15 protein-coding genes and 1 tRNA gene are annotated in these 17,917 nt (G+C 61.9%); 10 read left to right on the forward strand and 6 right to left on the reverse strand.

The annotated features are described in order from the left end of the window. Window positions 1-72: 72 nt before the first annotated feature. Complete coding sequence (locus tag NUW51_RS12635) at window positions 73-780, reverse strand: SDR family NAD(P)-dependent oxidoreductase (RefSeq protein WP_265587870.1); 708 nt, start codon at window positions 778-780, stop codon at window positions 73-75. A 174-nt stretch (window positions 781-954) separates the two neighbouring features. Between NUW51_RS12635 and NUW51_RS12640 the strand changes: the two genes are divergently transcribed. After that, a tRNA-Ser gene (locus tag NUW51_RS12640) sits at window positions 955-1,044 on the forward strand. Between the two features lie 384 nt (window positions 1,045-1,428). On the opposite strand, the gene NUW51_RS12645 is transcribed toward NUW51_RS12640, so the two are convergent. The 3 genes from NUW51_RS12645 to NUW51_RS12655 are packed head-to-tail and all read right to left on the reverse strand — an operon-like array spanning window position 1,429 to window position 3,561. After that, entirely contained in the window at window positions 1,429-2,958 is a 1,530-nt protein-coding gene (locus NUW51_RS12645) for a recombinase family protein (RefSeq protein WP_265587872.1), read from the reverse strand. Beyond that, window positions 2,955-3,353 (reverse strand): DUF2924 domain-containing protein, encoded by a 399-nt coding sequence (locus tag NUW51_RS12650; RefSeq protein ID WP_265587873.1) that lies wholly within the window; start codon window positions 3,351-3,353, stop codon window positions 2,955-2,957. The genes NUW51_RS12645 and NUW51_RS12650 overlap by 4 nt, the downstream gene beginning before the upstream one ends. Further along, window positions 3,346-3,561: a DUF3489 domain-containing protein gene (locus NUW51_RS12655; RefSeq protein WP_265587874.1), complete on the reverse strand. Its 216-nt coding sequence runs from the start codon at window positions 3,559-3,561 to the stop codon at window positions 3,346-3,348. The genes NUW51_RS12650 and NUW51_RS12655 overlap by 8 nt, the downstream gene beginning before the upstream one ends. 171 nt (window positions 3,562-3,732) lie before the next feature. Here NUW51_RS12655 and NUW51_RS12660 point away from each other — a divergent pair, with 171 nt between their 5' ends. From NUW51_RS12660 to NUW51_RS12670, 3 genes are read left to right on the forward strand one after another with little or no spacing between them, the layout of a single operon-like run. Then, window positions 3,733-5,013, forward strand: coding sequence for a site-specific DNA-methyltransferase (locus tag NUW51_RS12660; protein ID WP_265587875.1), 1,281 nt, complete (start codon window positions 3,733-3,735; stop codon window positions 5,011-5,013). Next, window positions 5,013-5,540: a DUF5681 domain-containing protein gene (locus tag NUW51_RS12665; RefSeq protein WP_265587876.1), complete on the forward strand. Its 528-nt coding sequence runs from the start codon at window positions 5,013-5,015 to the stop codon at window positions 5,538-5,540. Before NUW51_RS12660 ends, NUW51_RS12665 begins: the two co-directional genes overlap by 1 nt. Then, a complete protein-coding gene (locus NUW51_RS12670) occupies window positions 5,516-6,091 on the forward strand; it encodes a DUF5681 domain-containing protein (protein WP_265587877.1) in 576 nt (191 codons plus the stop codon). The genes NUW51_RS12665 and NUW51_RS12670 overlap by 25 nt, the downstream gene beginning before the upstream one ends. 180 nt (window positions 6,092-6,271) lie before the next feature. Here the strand turns inward: NUW51_RS12670 and NUW51_RS12675 are convergent, their stop codons facing one another. Beyond that, window positions 6,272-8,782 carry a DUF4238 domain-containing protein gene (locus tag NUW51_RS12675; protein WP_265587878.1) on the reverse strand — a complete coding sequence of 837 codons (2,511 nt, stop codon included), beginning with the start codon at window positions 8,780-8,782 and terminating at the stop codon, window positions 6,272-6,274. 47 nt (window positions 8,783-8,829) lie between these two features. On the opposite strand from NUW51_RS12675, the gene NUW51_RS12680 reads away from it, so the two are divergent. Genes NUW51_RS12680 through NUW51_RS12695 form a run of 4 tightly spaced genes read left to right on the forward strand, consistent with a single transcriptional unit; the run spans window position 8,830 to window position 12,210 of the window. After that, the gene (locus NUW51_RS12680; RefSeq protein ID WP_265587879.1) at window positions 8,830-9,198 is read left to right on the forward strand and encodes a hypothetical protein; all 369 of its coding nucleotides are present in this window, start codon (window positions 8,830-8,832) and stop codon (window positions 9,196-9,198) included. Window positions 9,199-9,212: 14 nt separating this feature from the next. Further along, window positions 9,213-10,160 carry an MvdC/MvdD family ATP grasp protein gene (locus NUW51_RS12685; protein ID WP_265587880.1) on the forward strand — a complete coding sequence of 316 codons (948 nt, stop codon included), beginning with the start codon at window positions 9,213-9,215 and terminating at the stop codon, window positions 10,158-10,160. Window positions 10,161-10,183: 23 nt separating this feature from the next. Next, complete coding sequence (locus NUW51_RS12690; protein WP_265587881.1) at window positions 10,184-11,101, forward strand: hypothetical protein; 918 nt, start codon at window positions 10,184-10,186, stop codon at window positions 11,099-11,101. Beyond that, on the forward strand, window positions 11,098-12,210 hold the full coding sequence (locus tag NUW51_RS12695) for a hypothetical protein (protein WP_265587882.1): 1,113 nt from the start codon (window positions 11,098-11,100) through the stop codon (window positions 12,208-12,210). The genes NUW51_RS12690 and NUW51_RS12695 overlap by 4 nt, the downstream gene beginning before the upstream one ends. Window positions 12,211-12,541: 331 nt before the next feature. Here NUW51_RS12695 and NUW51_RS12700 read toward each other — a convergent pair whose 3' ends face one another. After that, entirely contained in the window at window positions 12,542-14,017 is a 1,476-nt protein-coding gene (locus tag NUW51_RS12700; RefSeq protein ID WP_265587883.1) for a hypothetical protein, read from the reverse strand. A 797-nt stretch (window positions 14,018-14,814) separates the two neighbouring features. Here NUW51_RS12700 and NUW51_RS12705 point away from each other — a divergent pair. Next, window positions 14,815-15,720, forward strand: a complete 906-nt coding sequence (locus tag NUW51_RS12705; RefSeq protein WP_265587885.1) for a Calx-beta domain-containing protein — start codon at window positions 14,815-14,817, stop codon at window positions 15,718-15,720. Window positions 15,721-15,773: 53 nt separating this feature from the next. Next, a partial coding sequence (locus NUW51_RS12710) for a hypothetical protein (RefSeq protein ID WP_265587886.1) occupies window positions 15,774-17,917 on the forward strand: 2,144 nt, incomplete at its 3' end.

Below are 17,917 nucleotides of genomic sequence, written 5' to 3' on the forward strand. Positions count from 1 at the left end.
AGCGCGATCCCGACATCGCGGGCATTTGTCGCAACTTGTCGCAAGGCGAGGGCAGGGAGGCAGCGTTGCCACTCAGGCGGGGATGGGTTTGCCCGCCCAGTCGAAATGACCGCCGCTGTCGGCGGGGGTGAGGGCGCCGAGCACGTCGAGGAGGTGGTTGGCGCTTTTTTCGGGCGAGAAGAGCTGACCTTCCGGCACATTGGCCTGAAAGGGCTCGGACAAAGCGGTGTCGACGGTGCCGGGGTGGAGCGCGGCGACGACGAGCTGTTCGTGGGTGCGCTTGAGCTCGATCGACAGGGTGCGGGCGAATTGGGCGAGCGCGGCCTTGGCGGCGCGATAGCCGTACCAGCCGCCGAGGTGATTGTCGGAGATCGATCCGACGCGCGCGCCGAGCATGGCGAAGCGCGCCGGGCGGTCGCGGGGCAGGAGGGGGAGGAGCGCGCGGGCGGCGAGCATGGGGCCGATGACGTTGACGTGGAAGGTCCGGATCAGCGGATCGGGGGCGAGCATCTTCCAGCTCTTCTCGGGGCCCCAGTCGTCGTCGTGCAGGAGGCCGGTCGCGATGAGGATCGTGTCGTAGGGGGCGTGCGGCGCGAGTGCCTCTGCGGCGGCGGCGAGGCTGGCGGGCTCGTCATAGTTGACTTTGAGCGCGTCATGATCGTCTGGGCGCCCGCGGGCGAGGCGGGCGACCTTGCCGCCGCGCGCCTCGATGGCGGCGGCGAGCGCGGCGCCGATCCCGCCCGAGGCGCCGAGGACGATGCTGTTGGAAAAAGGCGTCATGAAACGGGCAATGCGCCAGCGCGGGCGAAGGGTGCATCGCGGGGCATCGCGGGGGCATTGGCGCGAAAAGCGGCGCGGCGGCGACAATAGGGCTTTTCAAGGCCGGGATGGCTTGCTAGAGGCGCGCTCCGACCGGGAGGCGAGGCGTTGACGCCGCGTCCCGAACTTTTCCGCGGAGAGGTGCCGGAGTGGTCGAACGGGGCGGTCTCGAAAACCGTTGTGCGGGTAACCGTACCGTGGGTTCGAATCCCACCCTCTCCGCCATTTACTTCACGCACAATTCTCTCTCGGCGACGCCCTAGCGGAAGGCCGCGGAATCGGGCGCTATTTCCATCAGATCTGGGAATAACCGAAGCGTCTTGGCGGCACTCGTTGGGCTAATGCCGCCGAGTTGCGCAGGCGCGTCTCTTCCTGTGATGCATTCGGTACCGTTCCCAGTGGAACAGGGAAAAACCCTCAAATTAACAAGAAAAACAGGTCGCGCCGCTGGCGTCAGCTGGAACGGGCTGGAGATTTTTCGGAGTTTTCCGCCGATCGCCATGTCGGGAGTCGCTTCGCCTGTTATTTGGCAAAACAGGGGTCGGATTTGACATTATCAGGGCGTTTGTTCGGCATCATCAGGTGTTTTTGGCTCAAAACAGGAAGAAGCTAGAGTTCCGCCAGCATCTTTCGCTGAGCGCCCCATTCCAACGGAGGTGCCGTGCGGATCAGCGCCTCGAGCGTGAGCTTTGGCGACTGAGTGCCATCTAGAATTGCTTGCTGGATGTCGGGTGCCAGAAAGGCGAGGCGCAGAATCCGTCGGTCATAGCGACCGGCTGGAAGAGCCTTGATCATGGGGCGTCCCTGGGCGTCGTAATGAAGCCATGCATTGGCTTTGCGCAGGGCCTCGACGAGGTTCACGTCCGGCTGCGGTGACGGGTGGCCGGCTGCTCGTATGTTTGCTTTCGCGCTCCAACAGGTCGGGATCGACCAGCGCAGAAGAGTCTCATTTTCATCGACGACACATTCGTGCTGACCAAGGCATTGCAAGACGGCTGGCCGCAGTTCGGCGGGTAAGAAAATGTCCGTGCGGTCGCGATGGAGAATGACTTTCCGAATGACGCTAAACGGATCGGTCGCGCTGATACCGGCTCGGCTCGTGGCACCCATGACAAAGCGCTCGATGCTTGACGCTGAAACGCGCTTCGGGCCGGATGCCGCGGCCGGCTCGCCGATGACGGCATAATATTTGTATCGACGGCCGGATGCGCCCACCGAATGCGTTGGCGATAGCCGCTTCCCATCCGCCAAGAAGAGTTTGCCAGCAAGCGGTGAAGCTTGCTTCGTGCGCCGCTTCCGTTGCTGCGCTTTGCTCGCCAGCATCTTTTGCGCCGCGCTGAATATCTTCCCATCGACGATGCTGCGGTGGCGCCCTTTGAACAGCTCATCCTTGTGGACGATCTTTCCAATGTAGATCGGGTTCTTCAGGAGGTGGAACAGGGCGGTCCGGCTGAACCGGTCCCCGCCGATCAGATTGCCTCGTTTCGAGGTGCGTTGCTTGGGCCTGATCCCGCGGGCATCAAGCTCGGCTTTCAGCTTCTGCACCGAGCCGATCTCGAGGTAGCGATCGAAAATCAGTCGAACAGTCTCGGCTTCCGTGTCGTTCACGCGAAGCACGCGCTCGCTGTCGAGTGGGGGATCATAGCCGAGCGGGGGCACGCCGCCCATCCACATTCCCTTGGCTTTCGACGCGGCGATCTTGTCGCGGATGCGCTCGCCGGTGACCTCGCGCTCGAACTGGGCGAAGGACAGCAAGACGTTAAGCGTCAGCCTTCCCATCGAGGTCGTGGTGTTGAACGCCTGCGTCACGCTGACGAAGCTCACCTCCTTCTGATCGAAGCGTTCGACGATCCGCGCGAAGTCGGGAAGGCTGCGGGTCAGGCGATCGATCTTGTAGACGATGACGACGTCTACCTTCCCCGAAGCGATGTCGCCGAGCAGTCGCTGCAAGCCCGGTCGCTCCATGTTGCCGCCCGAAAAGCCGCCATCATTATAGCGGTCGGGCAGCACCCTCCAGCCTTCACCGGCCTGGCTTAGCGCATAAGCCTCGCAAGCCTCGCGCTGGGCATCGAGGCTGTTGAACTGCTGGTCGAGCCCTTCCTCGGAGCTCTTGCGGGTGTAGATGGCGCAGCGCTTCACGAGCGCAGCCCGAAGAAGCGCGGGCCGGACCAGCGGGTGCCCGTGATCTCCTGCGCGATGCGCGAGAGGCTGGAATAAGTTCGGCCGCCATAGCGAAAGCCCTCCTCCGCCACCTCGACCCGCACCAGCGCGCCTTTCCAGCTTCTTTCGAGCACCGTACCTACGCCCAGCTGCTGCGCGGAAGTCGCAACCGGCCCGACCTTCTTCAGCTCCAGCTTGGTATCGCGCGAATGACCCCCATGGGCCTCTGCTTGCAGCCGCCAGGCAAGCAGCATTCTGAAGAAGGCGGTGGACCGGATCGGCGGCATCGGTCCAAAGCGTGCCGGCCAATGTTCGCGCAGGGCGGAAAGATCGAGACGCTCAAGCGCCTCGATCCGTTCGGCAAGATCACTCACCGGCGGTCTCGACAATGCGATAGCGTCTCTCCGCACCGACCTTCTCGGACGATACCACAAAGCCTTTCTTCTTGAGGCTGCCGGCCATCGCGCCGCGCACCGAATGCTTCTGCCATCCGGTGAGACGGGCGAGCTCCTCGATGGTGGCGCCCTTGTCCCTCTTCAAGCGCGCGATCAGCCTATCGATCTTGGTTTTGGGTTTGGTCATTTTCGTCTCCTTCTGCAGCGCGCCGAAGGTGGGCGCTGCTACCGAGACGACCCCGTCGACCGGGGTGGGACAAAGCAATGCTCACTATCCACAGTATGTCCACGGGTTTCTGACCCCATATCTTGTGTTTGGGTATTGCGGCAGGTTGTAGTTCCCGTTATGTTCTCATCGATGACCGACTCAGCCGCGGGGGCGCTACCCATTCACCATGACCTGACGGTGGAATTCCGTCTGGTCACCACCATCACTCCGGATCCGCGCAATGCGCGGACCCACAGCAAGAAGCAGGTCGAGCAGATCGTCGCCTCGATCCGCGAGTTCGGGTTCACGAACCCCGTTCTCGTCGACGAGCAGGGCATGCTGATCGCGGGCCACGGGCGTCTGCGCGCGGCCAAGCAGATGGGCTTTGAGAAGGTGCCGTCTATTACGCTTGCGGGGCTAAGCGAAGTCCAGCGCAAGGCACTTCGACTTGCCGATAACAAGATCGCGCTCAATGCTGGGTGGGACAGCGAGATCCTGAAGCTCGAACTCGAAGAGATCGGCAACCTCGACGTCGACTTTGACCTGACGCTGACAGGCTTCTCGATGGGCGAGATCGATGTCGCGTTGCAGCCTGCCAACGATCCCGACGAAGAGATCATTCCAGCCGTGCCGGTCGCTCCGCGGACGCAGATGGGCGACATTTGGCAGCTTGGCGACCATCGTATCGGATGCGGCGATGGCCGCGACGTCGCATTGCTAAAGAGGATCATCGGGGAAGGCGAGGCGATCGACGCTGCTTTCTTGGATCCGCCCTACAACGTGAAGATCAACGGTCATGTGAATGCCAAGGGTCGGCACCGCGAGTTTGCCATGGCCTCGGGCGAAATGGCCGACGACGAGTTCCGGCAATTCCTGCGCGACACGCTGGGTGCTGCAGCTGCGGTCTCCCGCGACGGGGCTGTTCATTACGTCTGCATGGACTGGCGCCATATGGGCGATGTCGAAGCGGCGGCCGAGACGGTCTACGACGAGTTTCTCAACCTTTGCATCTGGAACAAGAGCAACGCCGGCATGGGCTCGCTCTACCGGTCCAAGCATGAGCTGGTGTTCGTCTACCGTGTCGGAAAGCAAGGCCACGCCAATAACGTCGAGCTCGGCAAGCACGGTCGCTATCGCACCAATGTTTGGGATTATGCGTCGGTCAACACGCTGAAGGGCAGCCGGCGCGAGGACCTCGATCTGCATCCGACAGTCAAACCGGTGGCGATGGTTGCCGACGCCTATCAGGACGTCACCAAGCGAGGCGACCTCGTCTTCGACATGTTTCTGGGATCGGGAACGTCGCTGATCGCGGCCGAACGGGTGGGGCGCCGGTTCCGCGGCTGCGACATCGATCCGGCCTATGTGGAGGTCGCTGTCGAGCGCTGGGAAGTCCTGACGGGCAGAACCGCGATCAAGGTCGAAGGCTGATGCCGCGCTGGGAGAAGGGCCAGTCGGGTAACCCTGCCGGGCGGCCGAGAAAGCGCCGCCCGAATATCTCGGCGTTCGACATCATCTTCGACAAGCGGATCACGGTTTCACAGAATGGGGAAGAGCGCGAACTCACGGTCGACGAGGTGCTCGAGCTCAGGACCTACCAGGATGCGCTGAAGGGAAGCCGAATGGCCATCCGGCAGGTCCTGAAGATGATTGAGCGGCGCGAAAAGGCGCTGGTGAAGAGGGCACCTTCTCAAGGCTTCACGCCGATCAAGATCACTACCGAGAATGATCCGCGAAATGCGGATGAGGCGATGCTCATTCTCGGTATCGCTGTGCCTGATCCATTCTGGGAAGGGCGCGCGACCGATGAACGCCGCATCCTCCTTTCGACTTGGGCGACGCAGGCGGCGATCAGCCGGCCGGGTCGTAAGTTGCTCACCGAGAAAGATGTCGATGCCGTCGAGCGGTGCACACTCAATTCGGGCGATCTTCAATGGCCTCGCGGAGGAAAGAGGTGAGTTCGGCTGATCGCGAAAAAGTAGGCTACGGACGTCCCCCTCGCTCGGGTCGGTTCAAGAAGGGGCGCAGCGGTAATCCGCGCGGTCGGCCGAAAGGCAGGAAGGTGGGCCTGCCGCACGATCACGTGCTTGGCCAAATGGTGACAGTAAGGGAAGATGCGCGCGAGAAACGCGTCACAGCCGCCGAGGCGTTTCTGCTACATCTGACAAAGCGTGGGCTCGAGGGTGACAGCGCGGCAGCACGCGCGTCACTCGCCGCGATCGAGGCAGCAAGGGCGTCACAGCCAGATGGAAATCAGGACCGAATCACAGAGATCGTGATTGTCCCGATCGATGTTGGAAGCGTGGGAATGGCCGCATCGCCTCTTCGGATGGTGACGCGATATGGACGCGGCGAGAACGGGCGCTTTAAGCTGAACCCGTGGATCGTTCAGAAGGCTCTCGATCGCTTGGAGGTGCCGTTAGTTGTTGAGCAGCAGAAGAAGGTGTGGGACGTGACGCGTCAGCGCGACAAGGTGAACTGGCCTCATTGGTGGGTGTGGCGGGGCTGACGTCGGCTTTGCGCCCCATTCCAGCCATTCCAGCCATTCCTGGATTGTACTTCAAAGCGGTCGTTTCTTCGGGCAGCGACGACAGGTTGGGATTGGGTAGAAAGCTGTCGTTGACGCGCTATCCTGCCGCCGCCAACCCAAGGCTGAAGTCGCGTACTGACCGTTGATGAAAAAACGCAGTTATCTCCCCACGCTTTCTATGTAGAATGCCATCGGCACACTCGGCAGATGGTGCTCGGAACTGGACATGAGCAACAACCGGTTGACGGTGTTGTTTTGGATGCCGCCCAACGGGAGCAGCGCATGCATGCGGCCGGATGTAAAGGAGGCAACGTTCTTGCGCAGCCGCGCCTGAGATTCCCGGTGCAGCCTCGCCAGACGGGCCGCGAGACCTGCCTCCCAGTTCGGCTTCGTTCCGCGCCTGTCGATCTGGGCCAGATATCGGAAGGCGTCGCGCATCAGCGGCGGGTAGCCCTCGAATGCGCTAGTTGCGGCGATGTTGAAGAAGTCGTCGAGGTCATTGACGAAGCCGAGCGGGGCCCCTGCCAGTGCTTTCGAGAAGCCCGGAATGCGCATGGGCTGCCCGCCACCCTGCCGGGCTACGGCGAGTTGTATCTCCCTCCAGCGGTGGGGCGAATCCGTGACGATCGCGGCGCCTGTGGCCTGCGCGATGTAGAGCACCATCTCGAAGTTGGGCGCCATCTTCGAAAGGTTGATCTGGCCGCCCTTGCCGTCGAGCAGACCGTCCTTGACGGCGGCGAGTGGATCCCGGTCTCGGGCCTCGCATATGTAGGCGATCACGGCGTCTAGCTCTGTCTCGTTGAGCTCGGGCGAGGATTTGCGCAGCTGCGCCCGAAGTCCGTCTTCGGGCATCGAGAGCAGGTTCCGCTTGAAGTCGAGCTCCATCAGCTCCTTTGCGCGCGGCTCCGCGTCAAGCGAGATGTTCATACTGCCCGAGCGGCGGCGCGCCATCTCCATCATCTGATGATGGAGGTGTTGGTCGAAGACTGTCGGATTGGGGATCAGATTGACGTATCCGGCCTCGACGAGCGGCATCAGCGTCAGGAACAGGAATACCGTCTTCACGAACTCCTGGTGGTAGGCGTGGGGGTTGTCGATCGGACTGAACTCGGGTCGCATCTGTGCCGCGTGCACGAACGGGTTCTCGATGATCAGCTCGCCGAAGTAGAGGGCGGATCCCAGAGCGAAGTCCATGATCGCTGCAGGGTGCAGCGATCCGGTGTAGACCGCGCGGGGGCGACCGTCGGGCTTTGGCAGGAGCTGCAGGATGTCTGTGTCGGTCGGCCACAGGGCGCGGTAGAGGACGTGCACCTCGCGGATGTGTTCATCGGTGATCGCCCGCCTGACCTCGAGCCAGTCGCGCCCCTTGTCGAGCCCCAGAATGTTGGTGATGCCACGGTAGAGCATGAGGTTCCGCTCGCGGATGCCGCGCTCGCTCCACGACGGACGCAGCTTGGCCGGCAATGGCGCGCAGCAGCTCTTGAACGCCATGCCCGACCCGCAGCCGCAGACGTGACCTGGGCGCATCGACTTCTCGTCGACTTGCTTCTTAAGGAAGTCGTTACCGCGTTCGGTCCGCCCGAACTGATCCTGGTAGTGGACGCTGCCATCCTCGAACTTGGCGAACATCTCGCCGCCGAAGCCTAACAGCGCCTGCTCGGGCGGGCGGAGCACGCCCCGGAGGTCCGACCATCCGGCCCCGTCGCCGGCCTCGGGGTCGAGCCATTCCTCGCGTCCAGCCGCCACGTAGCGCCGCGCGCGCGCCTTGATGACGCGGTTGATCTGGCGCACCTCGTCGTCGCCGAGACGCCGCAGCCGAGGGAAGGCGTCGGTGCGCACCATCGACGTGCGGAAGTTGCGGGCGAAAGTGCGCTTCTCGGTTGGCGGCGTGCCTTCGTTCTTCGCGTATTCCAGGTTGGTGAGGATCAAGCAGTGGTCCCGGTCGAGCGGATAGATGGTCTGCGAACCCTTGAGCGCGATCGAGGGATCGTTGGGATAGCGGCAGGCCTCCGTCTCCGGTGCGAGCGCATGGTTGTAGACGGTGACCGGGTGATCGCTGATGATGAACTTCACCGCGCTGTCCGCCGCCGAGACGATCTCGCGAACGCCCTCGCTCCAGATCGTGCAGTGCATGGCCTGGATGGCCTGCATTTCCACCATCAGCTGGTTCTGGGAGAGGCGTGGATACTGGGCTCTCAGCCAGTCCAATCCCTTGGGGGTCCGCAGCTTCTGGACATCGATGAACCTGAACAGCATCTGGAACTGCTCGTGCCACTCGCGCACGTCTTCGCCGATGAATGCCCGGATCGCGGGCGCGCCGTCGGTGTCGATCGCCCCGAAGAGCCGCTTCTCGATCTCGTCGTTCACCAGCGTCCCGAAGAACGTCGTGTAGAGGTCGCGCGCCACGAAGCACTGCTTGGGGAATGACCTGAACCGGGAACGGCCCGGCCGTCTCGTTCCGTCGGGCAGGTCGTGCCGGTCGGGCTGCATGTCCCGATATGCGAGCTGATTCGCGCCCGGCTCTAGGAAGCCGCGCTGATACCAGATCGGGACGTAGTGGTTGTTGCGGGTGGTCGACATGTTCCTTCCAGGCCTGCTGGCCGACTTATCCTTGGCGAAAGTCGCGCCGACGCGCTTCGCCCCTTGTGCTGTCCAGCTTTTCGTGATCATCTTTCCCGATATGTTCTTCAACCTGAATCTCGGGGGCAGCCACAACCATGATGTATTCGCCGTCCAGCGCCGACCCATTCCTCATGCGGTTCGCGACGCCCCGCACGGCGCAGCCGCCGATGCCCGGGCGCTATTCGGCCTCGCTCGGTGTGTGGGTGGTCAATTGCGTGGAAGGTGAGCGGCCGATCGTCGAAGTGGATGGCGGTTCGCTCGTCGCGACGCAGAGCAAGACCATGACCCAAGTCGAGGTGGATGACGACGACCCAACGCGCTTCGGCTCCATGGAGACCGGCACCTATACGAACGTGCGTCAGGAGGCAGACGACGAGGACGCGATGTTCGCGTTGTCCGAACTGCAGACGAAGACAGAGGTGCAGCAGGAGCGCGACGATGAGGCGGTCGCCACCGGCTGGTGAGTGAGCCGCCCTGCATGATCCTGCTCGTCACGAATAAGCGCGACGTGACGACCGACTTCGTCGTCCTCGAGCTGCGGCGCCGCGGCGTCCCTTTCTTCCGTCTCAACACGGAGGACCTGCCGCAGTGCGAGATTGCGATGCCCGACGGCGATCCGGCTCGGCTGATCCTCCGTGGTATTGAAGGCGAACTCGACCTGTCCGAGATCACCGCCGCCTACTACAGGCGTCCCGGCGGCCTCGAGGCCGACGATGCCGATCCGGTCGCTGCCTATGTGACGGCGGAGTGGTCCGCGATCTTGCGTTCGCTCTGGAACGGGCTGGAAGGGCGCTGGCTTAACTCGCCATTCGCGATCCTCCGAGCAGAGGATAAGCCGCGCCAGCTCGCGGCCGCCCGGGGCGTGGGTCTGCGCGTTCCCGGCACCCTGGTGACCAACGACCCGGAGGCCGCGCGCGCATTCCTTGCGGATGGATCGACGGTGGCCAAGCCGTTGCGGCACGCGCTCGTCGATGTCGGGGAGGTTGGCAGCGTCCTGTTCACCAGCCGTGTCGCTCGGATCGACGAGGAGGACGCCGCTGCGTTTCGGCGGGCACCGATAATCTTGCAACGCGAGATCCCCAAGCGTTCCGACGTGCGGGCGCTGGTCGTCGATGACGACGTGTTCGCGACGAGGATCATGTCCCAGCGGCACAACGAGACGCAGGTCGACTGGCGCCGGGGCGTCCGCACCGACCTCGCCCACAAGGTCTGCGAGCTGCCGCGCGACGTTGCCGAAGCATGCGTGGCGGTGACGCAGACCCTCGGTTTGCGCTTCTCGGCCATCGACCTCGTCGAGGCGACCGATGGAGATTTTTGGTTCCTCGAGGCCAACCCCAACGGCCAGTGGGCGTGGATCGAGCAGCGCACCGGCGCGCCGGTCTCCGCTGCCATAGCCACCGCCCTGTGCAGTAGCGACGCGCCGTGAGATGGCGACGCGTCCTGGACGCGGTGTTCCCGCATATCGAGCCGCTGTCCGCCGCCGACCAGGCGGCCGAGGACCAGCGCCTCCTCGACGACGAAGCCGCCATCGCCGCATCGACTTGGACGCCGGGGGAGGAGTTGGCCCTCGACGAGGCCCAGCGCGTCGCCGATGCCGACATGGAGCGGGTTCGCATCGCGGAGGGCAAAGCCACGACCTATCTCGCCGTCCTCGCCGCTCTAGTGCCGATCATCATCACGCTTCAGGCGGCGAATTGGGAGAAGAAGGCGGGTCCTGCGCCTGACTCGGCGCGGTTATTTGTGCTCGCCGTGGCCACCATCTACATCGCGGCGGTCGGCTACCACGCCTTCAAGACGCTGCAGGTGACGGGCTTCCAGCGCGTCGGCGAGGCCGAACTCGTAAGGGCTTGGAGCGGCCCGGACCACATGCGGAAGGTGATCCGCGGCACCCTGCTGGCATCGCGCCGATCGCGGAACGCCGTGAACGCCAAGGTGACCCGGATCCGAGTGACGCACGAGCACCTGCTGCGAGCGTTCGGCACCTTCATCCTGCTGCTGTTGCTCGATCCGCTCTTCCATCTGGCCGGCTTCCGCAACGCGGCTCAGGAACCGGCACCGACCCGCGTCATCGTCGAGCGACCGCCGAAGGCGGTGCAGCCGCCAGCCGCGAACTGTCCGGCCCCAGCGACGCCGGCAGACCGCGTTGAACCGACAGGCGTTGCCTCAACCCGGCTTGGCGCCCGTGGAGCCGACCGAGGAAGCTCCACCGGTCTCAATCGCCGGCCTGCACCGGACCGTCAGTCCACGCCCACTGGCGGGGGTGGCCGCCCTGATGAGGCGAGGGCCTGCCCGGCACCGCCGCCCGTCGAGGATGCATGGGGCGAACACCAAACGTCGGACTCCGTGACGCCAGGCGAACGCGAGTGAAGCTCGAGCGCCCGACGATCATTGCGCCCGACACCTCGCACTGGGCGAATTGGATCGATGCCGCCGTGCGCGGAGGCGATGCCTCTCAGACCGCCCTAGATCTTCATGACCGGCTGCTCCGCGGCGGTAGGGTGCCTTTCCTCTCGATGCATCACCTCGAGGAGCTGCTGGTCGTCGACGACCCAGTCAACGCCAAGGCCCGCGTCACGTTTCTGCGGTCGCTGCCACTGATGGCGTGGATGCAGACCCCGGGGGATGCCGTTGTCGGCAGCATCGTCGACATCCTGGCGGCCGAGGCGGTCGCCCACGACGCCGGCTACGAGGGAATCGCCGACATAAGGGATCACGTCCGCACGAGCCTGATGCGCGTCGGAGCCGGCGAAAGGGCCGTTGGTGTCGATGGATTGGTCTGGGACGTGGCCCGCCACGCGATGCGCGAGCGGCGCGTGCACGTCGGGATGATCGCCGCGCTCTCCGGCATGAGGTCGATTGACGATACTCAGACCTTTGGCGAAATCTGCAGGCAGAGCATTCGGACGCCCGCTGAGCGTGAGGAAATGCTGTCCGCTATTCACAAGGCCGCCTTCGTCCGTTCCAAGATGACAGGCTCTCGGCGCAGCGATGCGGAGGCGTTCGAGTTCGCAAACGAGTTCGTTGCCCGAGTGGCCGCGCAGATGCCCCCGCATGATATCCCCGTGCGGCAGCTGCTCATCGATTCCTACGTGAAGCAGGGTATCGATGAGCACGAGGTTCGTGACGATCGCACCATTGCCGAGCTTTCCGCGCTCGGCACTTTCCGGTCCCAGCTGGCGGTCGTGGCAGAGAAGACCGGCCTGCCATTCCAGCGGCTGAAGCGCATCGAGATGCAGAGCCTGCCGAGCTGGCGGATCGCCGATGCGCTCCGGCGGCACGGCCAAGAGCGCGCCAGCAAGCCCGGCAGCGACGTGCACGATCAGCACCTGGCGGCACTCGCGGCTTACACCGACATCCTTTTCGTGGATAAGCGTACCCTAGAGGACTTCCGTCGCGTGCGCCAGAAGGAGCCCGAGCTGGCCGCGCTTTTCGGAGAGATCCGCAAGGCAAGCGACTTTTCGGCGATCGCCGGCTAACTGGAATTGCTCGGGCCGACCAGGTCGCGTTTTCGTCGAAGACACACTCGCTGCGGATCAGCTCGCTACATCCATTTCCATGTAGCGACTGTGCCGGTCGTAATGCGCCCCAATCCCAGTCATTCGTGCCTGAATGATCAGTCCAGAAGCGTGCGTCACTTTGATGCGGTTGAAGTGAAGGTTGAGTGGGACACTCCTTAGCTCGAGGACGCAGCCGCTGACATGGGCAGCGGCAGAGGGACGACCAAATTGCCGCGCTGCCGGGTTGATAGCCTGGCAGTAGCCCGCTCCGCCGGCTAAGACGCTTTCGCAGACGCGGGATGAAGCCGGTCTAGGCCTTGTCCTTGCTCCTACCCTTGGCCTTCACGTCCTTGGGCCAGATTCCTTTCATCTCTACCCTGTAGTATTCTACCATCGGGCTCGACGCTGCCCTCTTCCTTCCAGCCTCACACATTGGCAGTTCGCGGATGAGCATGAGATAGGCAAAGCACTCGGCCGCGTGGACAGCTTTGGAGAACAGCTCATACTCCTCGTCGGTCTGACGGATGATCGGACGATGGGCGGCCTTGCCGCGGAGGGTAAATGCCTCCGCCACCCAGGCCGCTAGGTCATCCCCCACTACCTTGTCGCCAAACGTGGCCTTCAACTCCGCCACGAGCCTCACGAATCTGTCGGCGTTTTGCTCCTCGGCTATCCGCCTCAGAGAGTTCTTGAGTCTCCCCAGCAGCTTTTCATAACCCAGCCTGACGGCGTGGCGGGAGAGCAGGCTGGAGAGCGCGACGACATGCCCCTCCTCCATCGCTTGCTTTGCAGCAGTTCCAGGGGTGCTTTCGATCCACTTGGTAGCGTTGAGCAGACGAGTGGGGGACATGACGTCGTCAAGAGAGAACGCGTCCATCATGGCTGACGCCGCACCCTCCCATTTGTCATCGCGCGCGAACCACTCGACAAGGCAGTTTACGAACGCTTTCCGCTCGTCATCATCGTGCAGGAGGGCGTAAGAGCCGTAAATTCGAGCATCCGTGATGGGCGCTCGCTTGCGACCTTCGTAATAATAGATCGAGAAGTCCGGAGGGTTGTTGTGCTCGTGGACCTCCTTGATCCATTCCTCATGCGATAGGCGTGACACGATCTGCTCGCTCGCCTTAAAGGCATTCGAGGATAGGCTTGATAGGAAGCGCAGGAAGGTGATGACACGGCGGCGCATCTCCTCAAGCGGCTGTAAATCGTCAAACTCTAACTCGACGACAGGCCAGACTTCCTTGGCATAGTCACTATCCATTGAACCAGACGCATTGTAGTAGATACGAACTCGCCCACCTTTGACGGTAGCATCTACCGCTACGTGCTCCTTTTTATCGCCGAACTTCTTGTTCGCCATGCCATCGAACGTAGGATAGTGGCGCATCACGTAATCGGCGCCCGGCACGCGAAAGACCGTCCGTCTCGTCCGATACTCGGGAAGCCAAGGTTTCCAGCCAATCAGTGCGGTGTTGACGAGCATCGTCTGATGATAGGTGGTAAGGTCGGTATGGCCGCGCTGGCCGCTCCCACCGGGCACCAAATCATAGAGCGATGCCGTCCAGTTCTTCTCCGTTCGGGCCATGAGGTGTGTTTCCTTCGCGACGTGAAAGAATTCATCGAAGCGCACTAGGCTGAGACGAATGTCGCCATCATGAATCATGAAGGTGCCACCCATCCGAAGGGGCGGCTGCGGCTCTTCGACGCCCTCAACGATTATGACCGGCTGCTCTACCGTCACTTCCGCGTAAAGAGCGCGCCCCTCTTCGACGTCAATGTAGCTCACGCTTCAACACCTCTCTCTGGGCACAATTCAGCTGAAGGCATAGAGAAATCCGGCCTCATCGAAGGATGGTAGCCGATGAAGGAGCGGCCGAAAATGGGGCGCTGCGAAGCAGACGCTTTTAGCCGCGACTAGGGTTGCCGGACACTCCATTCGGGGGCCTGTGAACGACAAATTTACCGGATTTCGAGCCGAAAGCCGACATTCCGCTACCGGCCCAGTAGCTGCCACGGTGCCCATCTTCGATATTTTTCTAGTCGGATAAATCGCGCCTAGATCCAAGCCTTTTGGAAAATGGCGCGCGCGGCGTAACAAAGATGGGCACTCAAATCATTGCGAAATTTTAGTTTGGAGACAAAACAATAACTGCTTAGCGTCGCATTTTAATTTTTGAAACTCTGCACTCCGTGTCTCCAATAGTTACCATCAACGGAGGCAGGCGTGATGTAGTGGGAATTGTCAGGCCTATCCAGGCCGGCCCCTTGTTAAACGCACTCTGTAAATCTTAGTAGAGGATCAAACTTAACCGAAATTTTATCTTGACCAATGTTCATCAACTATCAAAAGTAAAAATGTCGAATCGAAGTATATGAGGGTCAAATGACGCGGCTGGTGTCCAATAGTTTTGCCTAGGAAGATATTTAGGTGAGGTAGGCTGGGTCGTTGTGCGTGACGACGATGACCCCTTTCAAAAAGTTCTGCCTATTGCGGTTGCGTCGAACACGTAATGTTTCGCGATCGGATCTGTGCGACCATGCTTTGTCTGTATTCTTGCGGGCAATAATCTTTTGGGGGGAATAATGAAATCGATCTTGCTGGGAGCGACTGCCTCGATTCTGGTGGCCGTGGGCATTTGTGCCCCGGTGTTCGCTCAGGAAGTGCAGCAATATACCTATGATGGCCGGGGGCGACTTGTGGCGGTCGATTCAGCGCGCACGTCGCTCGACGATGTCAGCGAAACTTATAGTTTTGACGATGCGGACAACCGCCTAATGGTTTCGACGAGCATCGATGACGGCGTACTTGGCGAGGGTGTTACGTTCAGCCTGACGGCCTCGACGCTGTTCTGGGACGAAGGCGAGGCGGTGACGTTCACTATAAATCGCAACGGGCCTCTCGAAGATGCGCTGAGCGTTTATTTTAGGACGGTCGACCTCACGGCGAGTGCCGCTGACTATCAGCAATGGCCCGGGACCAAATTCTCCTTCGCCTCGGGCGAGGCAAGCAAAACGCTGACGGTCGCCATTGCCGACGATAGCGAGGTGGAAGACGAGGAACGTTTCAGGGGGGAACTCTACAACCCCTCAGATTCCTCTCAACTCGGAACGCCCTATCGGCGGACGATCCGAATTGTCGATAACGATGTTGCGTCGGCCAACCAGTCGCCGGTAGCGGTCAACGACACGGCGACGGGATATTCGTGTCAATTGCTGACCATCTATCCGCTTGCCAACGACAGCGATCCGGACGGCGATGCATTGACGATTACGGCGCTCGACGCAGGAAGCTGGAATGCGTCGATCAGCGGCGATGGGCAATCGATCCAGATGATGGCCCCGCCGATGGGCAGCATGACCTTTTATTACACAGTTGAAGATACGGCGCAGAACAGCGCAGTGGGCCAGATCGATGTGACAATCAATTACGCGGCGAACGGCTGCAACATCGGGGACCCGACCGATCCGATCGGCGAGCCGGCCCGCTAAACCGCACGCTTTCGAAATTTCGATGCCGCCCTCGGGGCGGATTGGGGGAAATTATGTCCAAGAATATCACTACTCGTCTTCGCGCCGCCGCGCTTTGGAGCAGCAGTCTCGTGCCGCTCGCGCTGGCGACGCCGGCCCTTGCGCAGAACAGCGACGCCACCGCGCAAAACCAGCTGAGCCTCGATGAAAACGGGGTCGACCTGTCGACCGGGAAGTTCCACTTTTCCCTGACCGAAGGTTCGGTTGGTTCGGGCTCCGATGAACTGTCGATCGGCCGCGTGTGGGATTCGCGGAATCGCTTTTCCGACAACGTCCCTGGCCATCTCCAGCGGCGCGAAGACGCTAGTACCGAGACGATCTATCTTCATTTCGGTATGCGGTCGCTCAAGTTTGAGAAAACGGGCGGAGTTTGGGTCGATGCTCAAGGCGCCGGCGGCCAGCTGACCGAGATCGTCACCGCCGATACCGTGACCTACGAATATGTCGCGCCCTCCGGCCGGGTGATCGAATATACCAACCCCGAGCCCGGTGCCCAGCTGGATATGACGACCAATGGTTTCTGCCACCCCATGTCGGGGGTGAAGTGCCAGCTAATGCCGACGACCGTGCGCTACACCAACGGTGCCGAATGGACGCTGAGCTACGACAATCACACTTATTGTTACCAGATCTCCGACCCGAATGATCCGTTACTGCCACGCAGCCCGGAAGAGGAGGTTCAAGACCCCGAGACGATGACGTGGGAATGTTATCAGAATAGCCGCGTCGACAAGGTTTCGAATGGGATTTACGAGGCCGACTTCACATATTTAACCTCGGCGACGGTAAATGGGCCGGCGACCGGCGATTGGTACAAGCGTGCATCGGTCAAGTTTAAAGATCTGACGACCGCGACCGAGATCGCCACCATTTCCTACACATATCCCGATGCCAATACGACACGGGTCACCGATGCCGATGGCGAAGACTGGGAATTCAAGACCAGCGCTGGCGACCTCGTGTCGATCAAGCGGCCCGGCGAGACGACGGCGGGCAAGAGCATCACCTATACAAACGACAAGGTGACCAAGGTTATCGATGGCGATGTGCAGACCACTTATGCTTGGTCGACGCTCGCCGATGGCAGCATCAAGGTAACGAAGACGACCGGCGCCGTGACGTCCGAGCAGGTGGTGGTCGACGTCGTCTCCGACCCGGTGCTCGAACAACCCGTCTCCTACACCAGCGGAAGCGACAGCGTGATCCGCGAGCTGGATAGCAAGGGGCGCGTGACGCTCGAGACCTATCCCGAGGGGAACAAGGTCCGCTACACCTACGACCCCACGCATGGCGAATTGACCAAGGTCGAACGAATCGCCAAGCCTGGTTCGGGTCTCCCGACGCTGGTTAGCCAGAAGGGCTATATCGACAGCTGTTCGGCGCTGCCCGAGACCTGTCGCCGCCTGGCGTGGGAACGAGACTTTGCGGGTGCGCAGGTCGACTACAGCTACGACACGCGCGGAAACCTCGTGAAGATCGAGGGGGTGCCCTCCGCATCCGGCGGCCCGCGCCCCACCGTCCACCGTGCCTTCGGCCAGCACAGCAACAGCTCGGGCTCGGTCACCAAGTGGCTGCTCGACGAGGAGCGCTTCTGCACGACGGCGGCCAATTGCGCTGGCAGCGCGAATGAAAGGGTGGTCGAATACGCCTACCGCGCCTCGGACCTGAAGCTGGAAAGTGTGACCACCCGCTCGGGTGATGGCGCGATCAGTGCGACCAACAGCTATAGCTATTCCTATGACGGCCGCGTGGCGTCGGTTGACGGCCCGTTGGCGGGGTCGGGCGATACCGTCGACACGGTGTTCGGGTTCAAGACGGTTGCGGGTTCGATCGGGGTGGATCCCGATGGGAGCGGTGCGCGCCTGCGGCCCGCGTCCTTCATTTCTCAGGAGATTGGCGGCAAGCCGGTCATCGTGCGGCAGGGAGCGACCTCTATCACGGGCAGCACGAATACGGCTACCCTCAACAGCAGCCTCGTCGACGACAGCACGTTGCAAAATGTCTACGATGCCGACTTCGACCATGTCGTCAGCCGGAAGGTGTTCGCGGGCAAGCACACTGACGGCACGCTGATCGCGCAGACCGATTTCAGCTATGACAGCGCGGGCCGCGTCGTCTGTACGGCCGTGCGCAACAACCTGTCGTCGATCCCGGCCGA

This window comes from Sphingomicrobium arenosum, assembly GCF_026157085.1.
GTDB lineage: Bacteria > Pseudomonadota > Alphaproteobacteria > Sphingomonadales > Sphingomonadaceae > Sphingomicrobium > Sphingomicrobium arenosum.